The organism is Streptomyces sp. NPDC001787, from assembly GCF_040297465.1.
GTDB lineage: Bacteria > Actinomycetota > Actinomycetes > Streptomycetales > Streptomycetaceae > Streptomyces.
Genome location: NZ_JBEOZE010000014.1, coordinates 1 through 19,528 on the forward strand (window position 1 = coordinate 1; position 19,528 = coordinate 19,528).

At 70.7% G+C, this 19,528-nt stretch carries 11 protein-coding genes and 4 pseudogenes; 3 read left to right on the forward strand and 12 right to left on the reverse strand.

Annotated features, from left to right (window positions below):
* Nucleotides 1-154: 154 nt before the first annotated feature.
* Nucleotides 155-917, reverse strand: a pseudogene (locus tag ABT170_RS19980) (transposase family protein).
* 903 nt (nucleotides 918-1,820) lie between these two features.
* Here ABT170_RS19980 and istA point away from each other — a divergent pair.
* Together istA and istB are read left to right on the forward strand one after the other, a co-directional pair.
* Nucleotides 1,821-3,464, forward strand: a pseudogene (gene istA, locus ABT170_RS19985) (IS21 family transposase).
* The gene (gene istB / locus ABT170_RS19990; RefSeq protein WP_266357142.1) at nucleotides 3,461-4,258 is read left to right on the forward strand and encodes an IS21-like element helper ATPase IstB; all 798 of its coding nucleotides are present in this window, start codon (nucleotides 3,461-3,463) and stop codon (nucleotides 4,256-4,258) included. The pseudogene istA and the gene istB overlap by 4 nt, the downstream one beginning before the upstream one ends.
* Nucleotides 4,259-4,276: 18 nt before the next feature.
* Here the strand turns inward: istB and ABT170_RS19995 are convergent, their stop codons facing one another.
* Nucleotides 4,277-5,266, reverse strand: a complete 990-nt coding sequence (locus tag ABT170_RS19995; protein WP_351869039.1) for a hypothetical protein — start codon at nucleotides 5,264-5,266, stop codon at nucleotides 4,277-4,279.
* A 481-nt stretch (nucleotides 5,267-5,747) separates the two neighbouring features.
* Between ABT170_RS19995 and ABT170_RS20000 the strand changes: the two genes are divergently transcribed.
* The gene (locus ABT170_RS20000; RefSeq protein WP_502970542.1) at nucleotides 5,748-6,929 is read left to right on the forward strand and encodes an NsdA family TPR-like regulatory protein; all 1,182 of its coding nucleotides are present in this window, start codon (nucleotides 5,748-5,750) and stop codon (nucleotides 6,927-6,929) included.
* A 453-nt stretch (nucleotides 6,930-7,382) separates the two neighbouring features.
* On the opposite strand, the gene ABT170_RS20005 is transcribed toward ABT170_RS20000, so the two are convergent.
* The 10 genes and pseudogenes from ABT170_RS20005 to ABT170_RS20050 form a co-directional block, all read right to left on the reverse strand.
* Nucleotides 7,383-8,477, reverse strand: a complete 1,095-nt coding sequence (locus tag ABT170_RS20005) for an NUDIX domain-containing protein (protein ID WP_351869045.1) — start codon at nucleotides 8,475-8,477, stop codon at nucleotides 7,383-7,385.
* Between the two features lie 57 nt (nucleotides 8,478-8,534).
* Nucleotides 8,535-9,342, reverse strand: a pseudogene (locus ABT170_RS20010) (PIG-L deacetylase family protein).
* On the reverse strand, nucleotides 9,335-11,650 hold the full coding sequence (fxlM, locus tag ABT170_RS20015) for a methyltransferase, FxLD system (RefSeq protein WP_351869048.1): 2,316 nt from the start codon (nucleotides 11,648-11,650) through the stop codon (nucleotides 9,335-9,337). Before fxlM ends, ABT170_RS20010 begins: the two are co-directional and overlap by 8 nt.
* A gap of 44 nt (nucleotides 11,651-11,694) precedes the next feature.
* Nucleotides 11,695-12,347, reverse strand: a pseudogene (locus ABT170_RS20020) (M15 family metallopeptidase); the annotation flags it as partial.
* Entirely contained in the window at nucleotides 12,344-13,384 is a 1,041-nt protein-coding gene (locus ABT170_RS20025) for a GNAT family N-acetyltransferase (RefSeq protein ID WP_351869051.1), read from the reverse strand. The gene ABT170_RS20025 and the pseudogene ABT170_RS20020, both read right to left, overlap by 4 nt.
* Nucleotides 13,381-14,823: a phosphotransferase gene (locus tag ABT170_RS20030; protein ID WP_351869054.1), complete on the reverse strand. Its 1,443-nt coding sequence runs from the start codon at nucleotides 14,821-14,823 to the stop codon at nucleotides 13,381-13,383. The genes ABT170_RS20025 and ABT170_RS20030 overlap by 4 nt, the downstream gene beginning before the upstream one ends.
* Nucleotides 14,820-15,689, reverse strand: a complete 870-nt coding sequence (locus ABT170_RS20035; RefSeq protein ID WP_351869057.1) for a class I SAM-dependent methyltransferase — start codon at nucleotides 15,687-15,689, stop codon at nucleotides 14,820-14,822. Before ABT170_RS20035 ends, ABT170_RS20030 begins: the two co-directional genes overlap by 4 nt.
* Nucleotides 15,686-15,916 carry a hypothetical protein gene (locus ABT170_RS20040; RefSeq protein ID WP_351869060.1) on the reverse strand — a complete coding sequence of 77 codons (231 nt, stop codon included), beginning with the start codon at nucleotides 15,914-15,916 and terminating at the stop codon, nucleotides 15,686-15,688. The genes ABT170_RS20035 and ABT170_RS20040 overlap by 4 nt, the downstream gene beginning before the upstream one ends.
* Before the next feature lie 26 nt (nucleotides 15,917-15,942).
* Nucleotides 15,943-16,878, reverse strand: a complete 936-nt coding sequence (locus tag ABT170_RS20045; protein ID WP_351869062.1) for a protein-L-isoaspartate O-methyltransferase family protein — start codon at nucleotides 16,876-16,878, stop codon at nucleotides 15,943-15,945.
* 100 nt (nucleotides 16,879-16,978) lie between these two features.
* Nucleotides 16,979-19,021, reverse strand: a complete 2,043-nt coding sequence (locus ABT170_RS20050) for an ABC transporter ATP-binding protein (RefSeq protein WP_351869065.1) — start codon at nucleotides 19,019-19,021, stop codon at nucleotides 16,979-16,981.
* Nucleotides 19,022-19,528: the final 507 nt, after the last annotated feature.

Sequence of the window (19,528 nt, forward strand, 5' to 3'; positions counted from 1 at the left end):
GACGCAGCCAAGGAACTCCTCTTCCGCCTTCGCCTGATGCACCCAGAGATCACCCTCGTCTGTGCAGACTCCGCCTATGCCGGCAAGCTCGACTAAAGCGTGTTGCAGAAGGCTGGGATTGGTCGGGTGAAGCCGCGTTCTGTGCCCTTGGGGATCATGCGGCCAGGGCGTGGTTGTGGAGTGTGGCGACGGCTTGGACTGCGTAGTGGAGGCCGTTGCCGGCAGTCGCGGAGGATCTTGTAGTGCTTCATGCGGGCGAAGGCGTGTTCCACGCGGGCCCGCACGTGTCGGTGCTCCGCGTTGTCTGTTTCCTCGCCGGGCAGGAGTGGGCGGCCGGGGCGTTTGCGGTGCGGGACGACGAGTCCGGTGTTGATGTAGGCGCCGTCTCCGAGCACCGTCACTCCCTGGCACATGTCGGCCAGTCCGGACTCCCGCCATGCCTTGGCGTCCGCGGTGTTGCCGGGCACCGGGCGGGCCGTCGCGATCACGAGTTTCGTGTCCGCGTCGATGATGACCTGCACGTTCGCGGAGAACCGGTAGTTGCGTGAGGAGGCGCCGACCTTCCGGTCCCGGACCGGGATCAGGGTGCCGTCCACGATCCACAGCCGGTCCACGGCGTCCGCCGGACGAGCGGCGGGCTCTATCGCCAGGAGCGGCCGCAGCCGATGGATGACCCGGCACACGGTGGCTGGCGAACAGCCGAACAGCGGCGCGGGCTGCCGCATCGTGAGGTTGGTCCGGTAGTAGACGGCCACCAGCAGCACCCGGTCCGCCAACCGCAGGCACCACGGCCGACCCCCGCCGGGCCCGTTCCCACCCCGCTCACGCACGACCTTCAGAAGCCGGTCGAACTGCCGCATCCGCAACCCGGTGAACGTTTCCACCCACAACGCCTCAGCTCGCAACACCCCACCCATACAGGAGAAATACCCATCCCGCAGCCTTGTGCAACACGCTTTAGTAACGGCGCAATCGATAGCGTGCCTGCGGGTGGCCGGGACAGCGGGTGGAATGGCTGGCGGGAGGACGGGACCACCATCGGATATCAGCCGATGTCCGATTGTGGAGGATTGCTCGCGGCGGACCGGGCGGGCGGGCAAGGTTGGTAACGGCGTGCGAACCCGGTGGCATTTTCCGGCCGGGTGGGGACCTGCCGGCAAACACGGCGAGCTCCCGCACCACGTCGGTCGGCTCATCGGCGCTGTGCACCATCGTCAGCACCCGGTTCACCGCGCCCGCAACCTCACGCAAACTCCCCTCCCGCCTGCGCCGTCCCCCTTCGCGGCCGTCATCCGCGACGACGCCGGCACCGGGCTGCCCGTGTCTTGGTCGGCCCACAGCACCACCAGCCCGGGTCCCAGGTTGACGACCGCGTCCAGCAGCCACAGCCGCTCGACCGTTGCCCACCGGCACATGTACGCCCATAACGCGCGGGCCCCCGCAGGCTCCACGCGCACCGGCCGTGCAGCGAGAACCCTGAACCCCCGCCCCGCGACGGCACTCAGGACCCGGCGGGCCGAGCCAGGTCACCGCGACCCGTCCGGCGAACCGGTAAGCCTCCGCCTCGCCCAGGGCCAGGCGCAGCGACGACCAGCCCTCACGCGTCCAGATGTCCGCCGCGAACACGGCACCCTTGCCCTCCAGTCCCGTGAGCCGGTCCCACGCGTGGCTTTAATCACGAGTCGTGACGTCAGTTGTTCACGAGTTTGGGAGTCACCCGGAACCACGGACGGGTGATGTTCACGAGTTTCGACGTCACCGGGGTACTTGCCGGGCCAGCATCGGAGTGCTCCTGGTGAAAGGCCCTGGTCATGCCGCAGATGTCGAAGGTCGAGCTGTACGCCGCGATCCGGCGTGACCACCGCGACGGCATGACGATGCGGGAGATCTCGCGCAAGTACAACGTGTCGTGGCGGACGATCAGGAAGGCCGTGGACTCGGTCTGGCCGGAGCCGCGGAAGAAGCTCCCGCCCCGGGCGACCGCGCTGGATCCGTACAAGGCGGTGGTCGACGGGATCCTGCGGGCGGACCTGGACGCGCCGCGCAAGCAGCGGCACACGGTCACCCGGATCTTCCACCGCCTGGTCGAGGAGCACGGTGCCGAGGTCTTCTACCAGCAGGTTCGCCGCTACGTCGCTGACCGCAAGCCGCAGATCCTGGTGGAGTCGGGCAAGGCTCCGATCGAGGCGTTCGTTCCGCAGACGCACCAGCCCGGCATGGAGGCCGAGGTCGACTTCGGGGACGTGACGGTGCGGCTCGCCGGCGAGGTGGTGACCTGCTATCTGTTCTCCTTCCGTCTGTCCTACTCGGGCAAGGCCGTCCACCGCGTCTTCGCGTCCTGCGGGCAGGAGGCGTTCTTCGAAGGCCATGTCCACGCGCTGCAGACGCTGGGCGGGGTTCCGCGGAGCAAGGTCCGCTACGACAACCTGAAGGCGGCCGTTGCCCGGGTGCTGGGGCTGAGCCGGGCACGGGTGGAGGCCGACCGGTGGATCGCCTTCAGGTCGCACTTCGGGATCGAGAGCTTCTACTGCCGGCCCGGCATCGAGGGCGCCCACGAGTAGGGCGGGGTCTAGGGGCAGATCGGCTACTTCCGCCGCAACCACTTTGTGCCGGTGCCGGAGGTCGAGTCGCTGGCGGAGCTGAACGAGCTGGTCGAGCAGTGGGACCGGCACGATGGACGGCGCCGGATCGGGCCCAGGGCACGGACGATCGACGAGTACTTCGAGGACGAGCGCCCTCGGCTGCTGCCGCTGCCGGAGGACCCGTTCGAGACGGGGCGGGTGTTCACCCCGCGGGTCGACCGCTACGGCCAGATCGCGGTCCGCACCAACCGCTACTCGGTGCCGGTCCGCCTGATCGGCAAGCGGGTCCGGGTGCTGCTGCACGCCTCACACCTGGTGGTCTACGACAAGAACGTCGAGGTGGCCCGGCACGAGCGGCTGATCGCCAAGGGCGCCTGCCGCCTGGAGCTGGACCACTATCTGGAGGCACTGGTCCGCAAGCCGGGGGCCTTTCCCGGCGCGACCGCACTCGACCAGGCCCGCTCCGCTGGGAAGTTCACCCCGGTCCACGACGCCTGGTGGGCCGCGGCGGTCCGGGCCCACGGCGACGCCGAGGGCACCCGGGCTCTGATCGATGTGCTCCTGCTGGGGCGCCACCTCGCGCACGAGCACATCGTCGCCGGCCTGGCCACCGCGCTACGGGCCGGAGCCCTGACAGCGGACGCGGTCGCGCTGGAGGCCCGCAAAGTGGCCCAGGCCGAGGACGAGCCCACCGACGCCGATGTCCCGGCACCGCGGCCGGCTGCCGGGCTGGGAGCGGCGACCGTGACGTTCCTGCACGAGTGGAGGCTCAATCATCTTCCGCCGGACACCAGGCCGCTGCCCTCGGTGACCCACTACGACCAGTTGCTCCGACACCGTCGCGTCGGCGGCGGTGACCTGCGAGAGGGAGAAGCGCCATGACCCTGCCCCGCCAGCGAAACCTGACCGAGCAGGCCGCGACCACGGCCATCGACACCGCCTGCCGACTGCTGCGGTTGCCGTCGATCCGCAGCGAGTTCGCTGAGATCGCCGACCGGGCGGCGAAGGACCAGATGACCTATCGGGGCTTCCTCGCCGAGTTGCTGATGACGGAGTGCGACGACCGGGCCCGACGCCGCTCGGAGCGGCGGATCAAGGCCGCCGGGTTTCCCCGGGACAAGTCGCTGCGGGCCTTCGACTTCGACGCCAACCCGAACATCGACCCCGCCGTGGTCAACACCCTCGCCAGCTGCGAGTGGATTAAGAAGAGCCAGCCGCTCTGCCTGATCGGCGACTCCGGCACCGGTAAGTCCCACATGCTCATCGCCCTGGGCACCGAAGCGGCGATGCAGGGCTACCGCGTCCGCTACACCCTTGCCACGAAGCTGGTGAACGAGCTGGTGGAGGCTGCGGACGAGAAGCAGTTGAACAAGACGATCGCCCGCTACGGCCGCGTCGATCTCCTCTGCATCGACGAGCTCGGCTACATGGAACTCGACCGTCACGGCGCCGAGCTCCTCTTTCAGGTGCTGACCGAACGCGAGGAGAAGAACAGCGTCGCGATCGCCTCCAACGAGTCCTTCGGCGGCTGGACCAAGACCTTCACCGACCCCCGCCTCTGCGCGGCCATCGTCGACCGCCTGACCTTCAACGGCACCATCATCGAGACCGGCACCGACTCCTACCGCCTCGCCTCGACCCGGGCGCGGACCGAAGCGCCCGCCAAAGCCGGCTGACCGCTGCATGGTTCAGCTTCATGGTCCTTCACCCCAAGGATCGTCAAGCACTGTTTCGGAGATGTTCGCCGTGAGCATTTCGTCGATGCAACTGCGCAGCCCGACGCCGGTGGGGTCGATCCAGGTGAGCCATGGCACCGGCTGGAGCAGGCCGTCGTATTGACGGGTGCCGGGGTCGGTGAGAAGGGCACGGAGCTCGTCGGGGGCAGGGTCGGTGACCAGGCACAGCCAGGCCAGGCCGGCGCCGATGCGGACCTCGGGCGGTCGTCCGGGATCCGACCACAGGCCCCGGGCCCACCTGGGAGCGTGTTCCTCCTCGTGTTCGCGGGCGAGTTGGGCGATCGCCAGGATCAGGCTCACCCGGACTACCGCATCGTCTTCCTTCGCCAGCCTGGACTGCAGAGCAGAGGAGACCTGTGAATGCTCGCCGGTCGCCGCCGCCAGGACATAGGCGGTCACGGAGCGGACCTCGGGGTCGGGGTCGGAAAGAAGCGGGAGCAGAAGGTGAAGGTCGTCCGTGACGGTCTGACGGGCGGCCTGGATCGTCCAGTCCACCGGGCACATCGTGCTGCCCTCGATCATCAACGGCTCCTCAGCGACCTGGAGCAGGCCTTCCCGTGATCCGTCCCCCATGTGCTGACACCGGCCGATCTCGGCGACCAGGCGAAGGGTTCGGGCACGGAGTTCGGGGCGCGCGGTCGCCGCGATCCGGAGCAGGAACGGCACCGCCAGTGCCCCCACCGCGATCGTGCCGCCCTGGTGGTGAAGACTCGTCCAGAGCCGCCCCAAGGCCCTGTCGGCAGCTTCGGCGTCTCCGGACGCGAGCGTGGCGAGCAGGCCGGGGATCTCCTCGCCCGGGCCGTAGAAGTGCGGGAACCGCTGCCAGGGGACCTCGTCGTACCTGAACCCGTTCTTGACCTCCCGCGGGATCGCGCCCATGGCCGCCCGCACGTCGCAGTCCGTGCCGACCCACCGTTCCGGCCAGTCGGCCCAACGGTCATCGTCCATGGCTTGGCCTTCCAGTCCACCGACAGCATCCGAACCCCGGGAGTCTAACGACCGGTGATCAAGAGACGGACCTGCTTCTGCCGCACTCCGGTGGCACCGCACCACGGCGACGTCATTTCTCGTGAGCATCTGCTGCACTCAAGATCGCCAACTGCTGCCCAAACGGCTGATCAAACGCTGCTACTTCACGTGAACGAAGCCACACGCGCAGCCCGCCAGGTCCCACCCGATGTCGCGCGGCGCCTTGCCCGGCGCACCCACAGCCGCTTCTGCCATCGACGCATCCCCTCGTCCCCAGGACCGGCACAGCACCGGCCCGGCGCACAGACAACCCGCCCCGCCCCCACCCGGACCAGAGGTGTACGAGGTGTATGAGGTGGATCCACCAACTCGGTGTACGTACACCGGTCGGCGTCCGCCGCCCGGTACCGGGCCGGGGCCCCGGCTGCTAGCGTCCGGCCAAGGTCCGCCTTCCCGAGGGATGACGCATGGAGCCACAAGCCGCCGACAACGCGCTCGCGGACTTACTGCGCAGGCTCGGCTGGAACCCCGAGTATCTGATCGCCCGCATCAACGAGGTCCGCGCCGGCCGCGGCTGCGGACCCCTGGACCCCAAGAGCGGCTACTCATGGGTGCGCACGAACCCCGCGCGGCCGCACCCCGACAACCAGAGCGACGCCCTCGCCGTACTGGGCAACCGCGCCGAACGTCCGGTCACGGCCGCGGAACTGGGCTGGGACGGCCCCAGAACCCGCGCCACCCGACGACGGCACCTGGACGCACCGGCCGACGCCCCCCTCGACGCGCTGACAAGGTCATCGACAACATCGACCACGCCATCCAGGACCTGCGCGACCTCGACGACACCGACGGCAGCGGCACCAAAGCCCTGGAGTGGGCCGGAGGCCTGTGGCAGGCCACCGCGCGCATCGTCAACGGTGCAACAGGCGACAACGCGAACGTCCGACGCCTGCACACCGCGTTCATCGAACTCTCGGAGCAATACGGCTGGATGGCCTTCGACAACAACCTTCACCCGCAGGCTCAGCGCATCTACCACACCGGAATGCGCCTGGCCGCCGAAAAATCACCCCACCCCGCCGCCCGCCACGCGACGAGCAACCTCCTCGCGTCAGCCGCCTACCAGGCCGCATGGCTCGGACAGCACGCCGAAGCCACCGTCTTCCTCACCGTCGCCGAACGCACCAACACCGCAGCCGGCACCACCCCCGCACTGGCCGCCGTCATCGCCGAACGTCGGCTCTTCGCCGCCGGCCGCTGCGGCGACACCGAAGACCTCCGCCGCGCCAGCGACACCGCCCACGAACAGCTCGACAAGACCGGTCTCGGCTCCGGAGCACCCTGGTGGTGCCAATGGCTCTCCCACACCGCGATCGACGCCGCCACCGGCCGCGCCTGGCTGGCCGCCCGACAGCCTCACCACGCCGAGCCGTACCTCACACGCCGCGTCACCGCCACCTCCCTCGGCTATCCCCGCGATCACATGCTCGCCGTCCTCGACCTCGCCGACGCCCACCGCCAGAGCGGCGACACCGACCGAGCCACCCAGCTGCACGACACGGCCACGACGCTCGCCGAACACGTCGATTCACCTCGCGCCCAACTCCGGCTCCAACAGCTCGCCACCGCACTCACCCACTGAACCCGAGACGGGGAACCTATTGCGACGGCCCTTGACCTGCCGAGAGGGCGGGAGGTCAAGCCAGTTCCCCCTGCCGCTACCGCGGCGGAAGCACTGCGGGGGAGGCGGAGAAGCAGGGGCCCTTCTGAAGGACGGGGAAGGCAGGCCAGTCACGGCCGCACCATCCCTCGGTACACGCAATCCAGTCCCTTGGTCCCTGCTGGCCCACGACAGATGCGCTGGTCAGGGCAGTCCCTTGTAGCGTGCAGGGACTGAATTCCCGGCGTCAACGTCCCGACGATCAGCTCCCTGGCCGTCGTGGCGCAGGCGACCGGCGGGGTCTGAGGCAATCACGTAGCCACCGCGTAGCGTCATGCCCTCGGGGGATGGTATGAGGACATCGGCGCGTGGAGGTATGTGGGGTGAGCGGTTCTTGTTTCCTCGGGGTCGGCGGAGCGGGACGCAGAGCGGTGGTCACCAGGTGGTAGAGCCGGTGAGTTCGGTGACGGGCTGAGGGACAGCGTGGGGGATGCCGAGGTGCTTGCGGGCTTGGTGGACAGCGGCGAGTTGGTTTGCGGCCGTCGGCCCCCAGTCGAAGAGTTGTACGGCTTGTTCGGGGGTTGCCAGCACGCGGGCGTAGGTGGTGTCGGTGGCTGGATCGGGCCGTGCGGGGCCGATGCTGGTGAGTGCGGCGGCGTAGCGGTAGTAGCCGCGACGGGCTGAGGGATCGGTGACGTGCCCGAGGAACAGCGGCCTTTCCAGCCGGGCGGCCGCCTCTTCTTCGGCTTCGCGTAGGAGGGTGGATACGGGGTTGTCCTGGTCCTGTGCCTCGGGCTTGCCGCCTGGCAAGACGGCAACGCCGGTCTCGGGGTCGAGGAGGACGAGGACACGTCCGTCCGGCGCGAACAGCCATGCCCATACCTGGGCGACCGCGAGCCCGTCCGGGGCGGGACCCTGATGCCAGGGGTAGCGGTAGGTCGGACGGGCGGTCTGTAGAACGCCGAGGCGGTCGAGGGCACTGGGGGCGATGGGTTGACCGTTCTCCAGGAGTGCCGTGCCGGCGGAGTTGATCCGGGCCCGCAGCGCGGACAGGGCGCGTCGGGCGTCGGGCGGGGAGAGCAGCTCGGGCAGCCGTGCGGGTTCGACGAACTCGACCGCGGTGATCTCGCTGGGCGGTAGACGGATTTCGCCAATTCGGTCGTCGTCCCAGACTCCGCCGTCGAAGACATGGAGGAGCTCGCCGGGAAACCGCATGGCCGCTGGCGCGCTGGTGCTGCTGGCGGCGACCCAGTCGACGGCCAGGCCCTGGTTGGGGGCAGCCGTGATCCCGAGTTCCTCGCCCAGTTCACGGGCGGCGGCGCGAGCGGGGGACTCGCCCTTGTCGACGGCACCGCCTGGCAGGAGGCAGGTGTTGAGATAGTCGACGTGCTGGACCAGGACCTGCCCGAACTGGTTGGTGATCAGCACGGACGTCCCGACCCACAGGGCGGCCGAGGCGCGTAGAGCGCCGTACGCCTCGTCGGTCATGGCGCTGCCGGGCAGCTCGCCGGGAACGGATGTGGTCGTCATGACTCTCCAGATCAGAAGGGGCTGCAGCCCGGGGAAGAGCGAGGCGGTTGCCCGCCGTCAGGCGGTGAGCCGATGGGAAGCATCAGGGAGTGGCCCGGTCGCGAGCCGGGTGAAGTGCTCGGTCGCGATGATGCCGCGCCGAATGTCCTCAGGCAGGCGGGCGAGAATGCCGGGCAGTGGCCGTTCGCGGGCGACTTCCCCGCGGTGCGCGAGGACCGCTGCCCACTTCTTTTCCAGCCAGGGGGTGACGTCGACGGTGGTGGTGGCGTACGCATCCGGCACCGCGAGCACGGCTTTGCCGACGGCCTCCAGAAGCGGCCCGAGCTCGCCGACACCCGACTCGGGGTGCGTGGCGCAGTACACGGCGCGCGGGTTGCCAGGGCTCACCGGCCTCGTGGTGAAGGTGCGGGAGCCCCGCGTCGTGAACGGCGAGGAGAGCGGCCTGGTGGGTACGGCGGTGGTCGGGGTGACCGGTCAGCTGGCCCAGGGCGTCGTGCGTGACGACGATGTTGGGGCGGAACGAGCGGATCTGCTGAACCAGGGCGGCGACCACCTCGTCGAGCGGTGCGTCGACGAGCCGGGGACGGCCTGGAGCCGCCCGCTCGTTGCGGGCATCGCCGTATCCGAGCATGCGAGGGGGACCCGCGCCGAGCGCCCGCAGGGCGTCGGCGAGTTCGGGAGCCCGCGAACTGTCGGACGCCCACGTCATGGTGACGACAGCGGTGCGCGCGTGCGCGGCAGCGTGCTGGGCCAGGACCCCGCCGGCGAGGAGGCTTTCGTCATCGGGATGGGCGAACACACCGAGCAGGGACGGCCAGGCGGAGGACGCCGCCTTCTCGGGGGTCAACTCGTGGGGGTCAGGCACGCTGTCCCCCTACGGTCGAGAGGCTCAGTGCGTCCGCCGGGGTCCGGCCCGGCCACTGGAGGACAAGCCGTGCGCTGGGCTTGTCGAGCACGTCGCCCGGCGGCAACTGGTCGTCGGGCGTTGCGGCCGGGTGGACGATCAACGGCGGGTAGCCGCTCTCGCGCACCTCGCGGTCCCACACGCGCACGCACTCCGCGAAGCGCTCCGCCACCTCTTCGGCTGCTGGGCCGTAGGCGTGGATGAAGAACTCCGTCATGCGGTCGGCCGGCTCCGGGGCGTCCTTGACCTTCCGGTAGGTCAGGTAGGCGAGCGAGCCGTCCGTCAGGATCGCGGCCGCGTCCTGCTGCTCCACGAGCGTGGACCCTTCCGGCGCTGACAGGCGGCAGAATCCCGCCAGGGTGGTCGCGGCATAGACCTGCAACGTCTCGAAGTTGAAGATCCCCTGCACGACGAGGCCCGTGGAGTGCTCGTGCCGGGGCCCGCGCAGAGCCTCGTCGAGACAAGCGGTGTCGCCGGGTGTCCCGTCCTCCCACCGCACCGTGACCTCGCCGCCGGCCAGAGGGACGGCCGGGGCGGTACGGGCGGCGGCACCGCGGTCGCGTACGAATCCGCAGTACGTCCAGTGCTCGCAGTGCAGCACGTCGCCGCGCCGGACCATGGTGAGGGAGCGGGTGTAGCCGCCCATCTCCAGCGGCACGACCAGCCGGGCTCCTTCGGCGAGTTGCTCTCGCCATGCTGGTGCGATGTCGGACGCGTTGTGCGTGATCACGATCCCGTCGAACCCGCCGGCCGGGACGTGGCCGGGCACGCCGAGTCCGCCGTCACCGAGGACGGCGGTGACCCGGCCGCTGCCGGCCTCCGCACACAGCCGTTGTGTTCGGTGCACCACGTACGGGTCGACGTCCACGGTCACCACCCGGCCGCGCTCTCCCAGGACGTGCGCCAGGAGCTCCGCGTTGTATCCGCCGGAGCCGACCTCCAGCACGGTCATCCCCGGCTCCAATCGGAGTTGCTCGATCATGTCGGCCTGCAGCCAGGCCGCGGAGACGGAGCTGAGCGCCTTCTGAGGTGACTCCCGGACCGTCACCACGGCGAGGTCGTCGTGGTAGGCCGTCTCCAGCCGGGTCTCGGGGACGAACCGGTGCCGGGGCACCTCGCGCAACGCAGCTTGGACCCGCGGCGAGGATGCCCAGCCCTTGCTGATCACGATGCCCGCCATCCTCTCGCGCAACCGGACCGCCTCGGCCGGCTCCCCCGGCACCGGCGGGACGGCGGCGGAGCACGGATAGGAGTGGACCGGCGGAAGCCCCGGCAGCACCCCGGGCCACACCGCAGTCAGGGCGGCGGCGCTGGGCGCGAAGATCTTCCCGAGGGTCGCCAAGGAGTTCAGGTCGTGGAACTCCCAGCGTACGAAGCGGTGTGGCTCGGGCAGAGCGAGTTCACCGGCCCACCGGGAGACGCGGACCACAGCGGTGACGCGGCGTACGTCCAGCCGATCGTCGTGCAGCACGGTGATGACGTGCGCGTCCTCCACGCGCGCCGTCAGCCCGGTCTCCTCGTTCAGCTCCCGCACGGCGGCCGCTGGCGCGGCCTCGCCGGTCTCGATCCGGCCGCCCGGCAGCTCCCCCATGCCCCGGGTGGAGCGGCCCAGCAGAACCCGGCCGAACGCGTCGGTGACCACCACTGCGGCACCGAAGACGGCCTGCGGCTCGGGCCGCCCCTTCTCCACCGCGCTGAACGATGCGGCCGGTCCGCGCAGCACCAGCACCGCCAGGCCCTCCGCGTCGAACAGCTCGACGTGCTCGAACCCGTCGGTGAGCGAGGCGAGTTCGTTCTCGTCCAAGGCGATGTGGCGCCGCTCTTCCGGCGTGCTCTCCACGATCGGCGTGATGATGACGAGCACCCCGCCCTCGCGCAGCCGCGCGGCCAGAGCGCGAAGGACACGGGCGCGATCACGGATGAACGCGATGGACAGCCGCAGGACGATCAGGTCGTAGCCGTCCTCGGCGAGGGCGGCCAGGTCGTCGCGTTCGACATCCACACTCAGCCAGCGCACCCCCTCCACCTCGGCGTGCTCCTCGCGAGCCCGATCGAGCGCGCCTGCGGCGAAGTCCGCTCCGTCGACGGTGTAGCCGAGCGAGGCGAGGTAGACGGTCAGCTCGCCCGTGCCACAGCCGATGTCGAGCGCGCGGCCGCCCTCGGGGGCCGGGGCGTGCTCGACGAGCAGGCCCTTCTCCTCGTCCCCGAGCCGCCGGAAGCCGCGCCCGTCGTTGTAGTGCTCGGACCAGTCAGTCCGGGTGTATCCCACAGGTCGCTCCTCGTTCGTGAAAGGCGGGGTTGTGGTGCGGTGTCAGGGCAGTTCGACGGGCCGTAGAGGGCGGCCGGCTGCTGGGTCTGCAGTGCCCAGTACCGGGCGCCGAACGACCAGTGCCACCACTCGGTCCCGTAATTGATCAAACCTGCGGCGGACAGGGCACCGCCCAGGGTGGCCCGGTTGGTGCGGGCCCGGGCGCTCAGGGTGGGGGCGTCGGTGTAGCAGGCGCCGTCGGACTCCTCAGGGGAGGCGTTGACGCGCGTGCCCATGTCCAGCTCGCGGCCCTGGTGGTCGATCAGGGTCACGTCGACGGCCGCGCCGGCGGAGTGCGGCGCGATCTCCGGAGGCGACACGAAGCGGCTGGCCGCCTCCCGGATCGCGGCGGCCTGCCAGTCCGGATGGGCGCGCGAGCTCGTCGGAGTACTCCTCGAAGTACCGGCGCTGCAGGGACGGGAAACCGGTAGCCCTCAATGAACAGCAACCGCACACCGCCGGGGAGCAGCGCTTGCGCCTGCTGGAGCCGTGTGAGCACACCCTGGCGGACGTGGGCCCAGGCGCCCGCCGCGTCCTGCTTGCGGTCGTCGACCGTCAGGCCGTGCGCGCGGGCGTCGAGGAGGGCCTCACCGCGCTCCTGGACGGGGATTGCGGCGACTCTCCGGTCGGACATCAAGACAATGCTGCCAGCGCTCATGCGTTCCCCCAGGTGTCGACGTATGCGGCCACGCCGGTGCGGCGCGCCTCCTCCACGGCGCGCAGCCGCACGAAATCGCGGGCCGGCATCAAGGCCTCCCACTCGGCCAGGGGCAGGATGCGGGCCTCGTCGTGCTCGCGCGGGTTGAGGGCGAGGCCCCGGATCTGCTCAGCGGTCAGGCGCCCGCCGTCGAAGATCAGCTGCAGCGTGCTGTAGGGACGCCCTTCCCGGGGCTGCCCGTACACGGTGGCCAGCAGCCGGGGCGGGCCCGCGGCGGTCATGCCGGTCTCTTCCCGGCACTCGCGCACCACCGCGTCCCAGGGCCCCTCGCCCAGATCCATCGCTCCGCCGATCATGTGCCAGGGGTGGCCGGGGGAGTAGACGGAGCGCAGCTGGAGCGGCCGGTCGTCCTCGTCGGTGACGTAGAGGCACACGTACGCGGCCGCCCGGGGCAGTGAGTCGGCGTACTGCTGCGGCGGCACCCACGTCGATTCCGGCTGCGCACCGGGCACGGCACCGGCCAGATGGTGGTGGCGAGTCATCCGCATCAGTGCCGGGTTGCCGCTGAAGCCGAACTCCCGGTACAGGGAAGCGGCCTCCGGGCTGGTGTGCAGCTCGAACAGCGTCACTTCCTCGACGTCGGCGAGGTGGTCCAGGAGTGCGGACACGACGGCCCGGGCGTAACCGCGGCGCCGGTGGTCCGGGTGCGTGGCGACCAGCTGTACGCGGGCGGCCCGGCCTCGGGGGTAGGCCGGGGCCGGGAGCACGGGGTGGATCAGGCCGAGGGCGCAGGCGGCCATCGTGCCGTCCGGAGCGTCGATGACGAAGGCCCGGGCGTCTCCACCCGGCGTGAGCCGTGGCGCCAGCTCGTCCGTGCACCGCCGGACCCAGTCCTCAGTGAACGGTGTGGACAGGACATGTTCGGAGCGCATCCGGGTGATGGTCTCGGCGTCAGCCGGGGTTGCCGCGCGGACCGGCGGCCGTCCGTCGGCGTCGCGCGGCTCGGCCGCGGCAGTGGGGGCCGTGTCGGCGTTCACGGGGCATCTCCTGTCGGTGAGAGGGCTGCACGGTGCTCGGCACGCAGGCGGGCCAGCGTCCGCCGGCCGCGTTCGACGAGCTCGGGGTCACCGTGGGCAGCGCCGTAGGCGATACCGCTCACGGAATCGAGAGCTGCGTCGATGACCAGCCGGGCCTGTTCGGCGGCGGTCAGGGTCCTGCCGTACCCGGCCAGAAACGCCTCGAACAGGTCGTCGCGGCCGGCCCAGGCGTCGGACAGACGGACCAGATCCCGTACGGCCGGGCCCGGTTCACTGCGCTCGAAATCGATCACCGCCACGAAGACCTCACGGTCATCCGTCTCGGCACCGGCGTCAGAAATGGCGAGGACGTTTCTGAGCTGGAAATCTCCATGGGTCTCCACCCACTCCAGCGGTGGCAGGGCCTCGGCCTGCCGGACGAGCGCGCGGATGAACTCCTCATCACCCGGGCGAAGATGAGACTGCGCCCCGGCCAGGTGCCGGTCGGCCTTGGCGACAGCTGGGCCGCTGCCGGCGGGAGCGGGCCGTGGGGGAGAGGCCTGGTGGATGCGGCGGGCCAGCGCGCCGATCCGGTGGAAGACCTCCCTCTCCCGCTCCGGGGCAAGGACGGTGCCGTGCAGCGGCTGGCCCGGCACCGCGGTGAGGACCACCGCCCGCAGGGTCTCGTCGGCGGCGACCAGCCGGGGGGCGGCCGCCCCCAGCTCCCGCGCCCACGTCCGTAGCCCCCGCACTTCCCGGCCGTGGAACCGCTCGTTCTGGTGCACCTTCACGTACCAGGTGCCACCCTGGACGCCGTGGACCCGCCATACGCGGCTCTCCTCCGCCCATGACGTATCCGTCCACTGCGTGATCCGGCCGACCGCCTGCTCCGCGAACTTCACGACCGCGGCGTCGGGACGGGCGGTGAACGCCTGGCCGGTCACGTCCGGCACGAGACTCAGCCGGTCGGCGCCGGGGTCGAAGGCGATGCTGTCGCCCGGCAGTTGGAAGTGCACGGCCAGGCACGCGCCGGCGATGTAGGCGTCCAGGCCCGCACGGCAGTACGCCACCATCTGGGCGGGCAGTGCGTGAAGGGGTGCCCAGTCCATCGCGTCGCAGACGTCCGGCTCGGCGATCTCGGGCTCGCCCTTCCACCGCCGGACCTCGAAGAAGTGCCCGGTACGGGAGGCGCCTCCGGGGCTTCGGTGGTGCACGGTCACGGCAGCCCGCACATCGGCCGGGTCGATGACGACCCCGGTCTCCTCCCGCGCCTCGCGGATCAGGGCGGTGACCACGTCCTCCTGCGGACCGTCCAGAAGCCCCGACGGCAGGTGCCACAGACCTGCGGCGTACACCTGCCCGGCCCGCCGGGACAACAGAACCTGAGGCCCGGCGGCAGTCTCCCGGCGCAGGATCAGGTGGACGTCCACCGGCTCGGTGTGCCGCTGCCCGCCGCTCATCGCGCTCCCTCCGGACGCCGGGCGAGCAGAACCCTGAACGTCGCGTCCTCGACCAGAGACCCGTCCACCGCGTGCGCGTGGAGAAGGGCAAGGGCCTCGTCCTCGAACGCCTGGTGCCGCTCTCCGAAGAGCTCAGGCCCGGCGAAGGACGTGGTGCGCAGGTAGCCGAGCACCTCCCGCGGCGCCCACGCGCGGGTCACCGGGAAGAGACGTTCAGTGACGTCGTTGAACGCCGAGGCGGCGAGGTCCTCCTCGTACGAGCGGCGAGGCTCGTCGTAGGAACGACGGGCGCCCGCCCGGCGCTCGGCGCCCAGGTAGCGCTGGATCAACTCACGCAGCACACGGGTCCAGTCGGCGTCGTGGGTCCACAGGCTCCCGTCGCCCATGATCGCCACTGAGGCGCCCGGTGTGGCGACCCGGTCGGCCATCTCCAGGACCGCCTCACCGTTCATCCAGTGGTAGGACCGGCAGAAGGTGATCAGGTCCGGGCCGGAGTCCGGCTCTCCGGGCAGCGTCGCGAGCGGCTCATAGGCGTCGGCCGCCGCGTGGACCAGGGTGAGGGTGCAGTGGCCGAGCACGGGGGTGAGTGTTTGCCTGGCCTGATGCAGCATCTGCGGGCTGACGTCGACCGCTTCGATGTGCGTCAGGTCAGCGCCGGCGGTCAGGAGCGCGAAGGGCACCTGCCCGGTTCCGGTCCCCAGATCGAGCAGCACCGGGGACGGCCGGCCCCGCAGCGTGCCGGCGAGCAGGCGCACCGCCGTGTCCGGCAGGCCGGGGCGGTGGCGGGCGTAGCTCAACGCCGCGCCCTCGAAAATGGTCTCCTGCTCCGGTGAAAGGCCCGGAAGGGGCCCGTCGGGGTAGGTCACGAGGTGGCTCCCTCATCGAGCGGGTGGGGGGCGGGTAGGGGCCAGGACAGGCGTCCGCACTCGGACGCGGCGCGCTGCCCGCCGTCCGCGTCGAAGGAGAGTCGGTAGCGGTCGGGGGAGCGTGCGGCCCGCCACCGATCGGCGAGGTCCTGGATCTCTTTCCAGATGTCCCGCGGGCCGTTGACGGTGACGCTCCAGAGCCGGTGGCCCACCGGCTCTGCGCGCATCCAGGATCCGCAGCCGGGTGCGCCGATCACGTGGTGCTCAGCGCCGAAATCCCGCACCAGACCTCCGAGGAGGTGGTCGGCTGCCAGCCAGAATCCGCGGTCGCTGTCCGCGGGCGGCGCCAGCATGCCCCGCTGGGTCCACGTGCCGGGCTCGGTGGCCATGGGCTGCCGGAACTCCTCGTTGAGCCAGATCCGGTCCAGGCCGTGCCCGGCCCGGTGGGCGAACTCCACGCCACGCAGCTCCGCCCTGAACTCCCCGCCGACGGTGCGCTCGACGACGGCGAGGCCGTGGTCACGTGGGCCAGAAGACGGCCCCCGGGGGCCAGCTGCTCGACCAGGGCGCAAGGTACACGCCGCACCGCGTACGAGACGAAGATCCGGTCGAACGGCGCCTGTGTGGGACAGCCCTCGTCCCCCGTCCCGCACACCACGTGAGGCCGGAAGCCGAGACCCGCCAACCGCACCTTCGCCGCCTCGGTGAGATGCCGGTCGCGGTCGAGGGTGACCACACCAGAGTCGCCGCAGACCTGGCAGGCCAGCGCAGCGGTCACCCCCGCGCCCGTGCCGACATCCAGCACCCGCAGACCGGGGCGCAGATCCAGCTCCTCCAGCAGTGCGACGGTCAGGCCCATCACCGTGGACATCGACGAGATCGCCCCACCCGACCGGGATCCGCGCACCCGGTCCAGCAGCGGCTCCCCGTCGTGCTGCACGAGCACACTGCCACCCCCGTAAAGCAGGCCAAGCAGTTCCGGGCGGTCCCGCCATGCCGCCCAGTCCAGCAAGTCCCACCGCGGCGGCGTCTCTGCCGGGGTACTGCGCCGGACGTAGGCCTGCGGCATCAGCACCTCACGGGGGAGCGCCAGCAGTGCGTCGCGGACAGGGCCGGGCCCTACCGCTCCGGCCGCCTCAAGGCGGGCGACCATCGCCCCCCGGGCCGCCGCCGCGTCCGGGGTGCTCATCGGGTCCAGCCCATATGCGAGTAGAGGCGGCGGACCAGGACCGGGCCCGGTAGAAAAGCTGGATCCTCGGCCTGGCGGCCCGGGCCGGGAGCGGCGGTGTTCACTGCGGGCCGCCTTTCACCGGGTTCGCATCCGGGGCGGGGGAGTGGCCCGGCTGCGAGGGAACGGCCCGGGAAGTGGCTCCGTACTGGGCTGCCTGGGCGGTGTACATCGACCGGTAGATGCCGTCAGGTACGGCCATGAGCTGTTCGTGGGTGCCCTCTTCGGCGAGTCGGCCCTGGTCGAGGACGTAGATGCGGTCGGCGTTGGCCGTGGCCGCGAGACGGTGCGTCACGAGGAGGACCGCGTGGCCTTCCTCCGCGAGGGACCACAGGCTCTCGAACGCGGCGATCTCCGCGTGCGGGTCGAGGGCCGAGGTCGGCTCGTCGACCAGGAGGAAGGGGGCCCCTCGGTAGAGACTCCGCGCCGTGCCGAGCTTCTGCCACTGACCGCCCGACAACTGGACTCCTCGCTCGTACCCCTTGAAGACGATGGAGTTCCAGCCGTGGCGCAAGCCCTCGATCAGCTTCAGGACACCGGCCGACCGGGCGGCGGACTCCACCCGGTCCATGTCGCGGACACGGTCGCCTGCCCCGATCGCCACATTCGCGGCCGCGGTCATCTCCCAGCGGGGGAAGTCCTGCGCGAGCAGCCCCACCAAGGCGAAGACCCCGGCCCGGTCGGCCTCCCTGAGCTCCACCCCGTCACCGCCGTCACCGGCCTGCCACCACACGTTGCCGGCCGAGGGCAGCAGCAGCCCCGACAGCACCCTGGTCAGGGTGGTCTTGCCGGATCCGTTCGCGCCGACCAGCGCGGTCACCTCACAACGCCGGACCCGCAAGCTGACGTCCCGCAACGCAGGGGAGTCGGCCCCCGGGTAGGTGTACGACACGTTCTCCACACTGACCTGACGGACACGGGCCGGCAACGGGGCACCGGTGGCAGGGATGGCGTTCGCAGTAGCCAGGGCAATGGCCTCCTCGGTGTCGGTGAGGAACAGCAGTTCCTCGTACAGCCGGTTGACCTGCTGGACCAGCGAGGTCAACCGGGCCGTTGACGCACGGATCGCAAGGACCGCCGTGCCGCCGACCGCGAGCGGCAGTGACCCGTCGGCCAGCAGCCACCACAGCACTCCGTAGCAGGCCAGCGACGCGATGCCCGCGAACCCACCGGCGACCAGGTCCGTAAAGGCCTGCGCACGGGCCAGACGCCGCTGCTCCGCCTCGGTCTGGCGGGACATCTCCTCATAACTCTTGAGGAGCCTCTCCCCGGCGGCGTGCACACGGATCTCGCCCTGCGCGTGCGGGCGGGTCAGGAAACCCAGGAGCGAGGCGATGGCCCGCCGGTGGTCGATCCAGTGCAGTTTCGACACGTACTCGCGGCGTGCCGAGCGGACCGCGCCCCATCCCTTGGGCAGGGCGATCACGAGCAGCATCGGCAGCAGCATCCAGTGCAGCGACGCCAGAACAACGGCGGCCGCCACCATCGCAATGAGAACGTTGCCGACCCCGACGGACAGCCCCAGCATGCTGCGCGCGGAGTCCGTACCGAACCGGCCTGCTTCCAGCACCCGTTGTACCTCCGGGCGTTCGGTAGCCTCCAGCTCGACCCGCGTCACGGCCGTGTAGTAGCGCGCCGAGACCGCCCGCTCGACCTGCGGCTCCAGCCGGCCGGACATCGCCGTCGACCACGCCATCAGCAGGGCCGAGATCACCGCGGTCACCGCCAGTACCGACAACGCGGGCAGAGCCTCACGCAGCTTCTCCGCCGTCGGGCCCTGCGCGAACAGGTTCGTGAGCACACTGTTGACCGCGACCAGCCCCCACGCCGCGGCCACCCCCTGACCCAGCTGCGCGGCCACCACCCCCGCCATCGCCCGCCTGTCCGTCTGCCAGCCGGTACGGAGCACCAGGGCGATCATGCGCGGCAGCGCGGCAGCCATGTGCCGGAAGGAAAGCCTCGTCAGCGGGCCCTCGTGACGGACGTACGACTGGTCGTAGCGCAGCGGCCCGCCGTACAGCTCCCGCTCCGCATCAGAGATGGTCTTCCCTGCCGGTGCCCTCTTCGAGCCCTGCGGGGTATTGCGGCGTGAGCCGGTCGGCATCGAGTGATGCTCCTTCCTGACGGTCCGGGGGATCGCCGGGTTCAACGAGCACTCCGGGACTTCGAACACATGCGTTCCGGCCGAACCTCGAACCCCTGTTCACCACGGTGAATGGCCAGTGCGCGATACACCGGCCCTTGCCTCCCAACGGCGCTTGCAGGCAAACCTGTTGGCCGAAACGCCGCCGGTCGCGGCGGTCGCGCCCAATCTCAGGCAGCACTCGCAGGGCCCTCCGGCATCGTCATGCCCAGGACTCTCACACCCCGTACTGACATCCAGCCCCGCGGGAGTGATCCAGAAGAGTCGGCCTAGTGGTTCTGTCGAGCCTCCGGCCGGACGATGACAGCGGCGGTGGCGTCGTCTCGGTATCCCGAGGCCGTCGGTCGGGCGGCGGCCACCAACGCGGTGGCGAGCAGTTGCGGGTCGGCGGCGTGTCTCTGGACGAGTTGTTCGAACTGCCGTCTGCGCGGATCTCGCCGACGCCGCCAGGACCGAGCTGGAACCGTT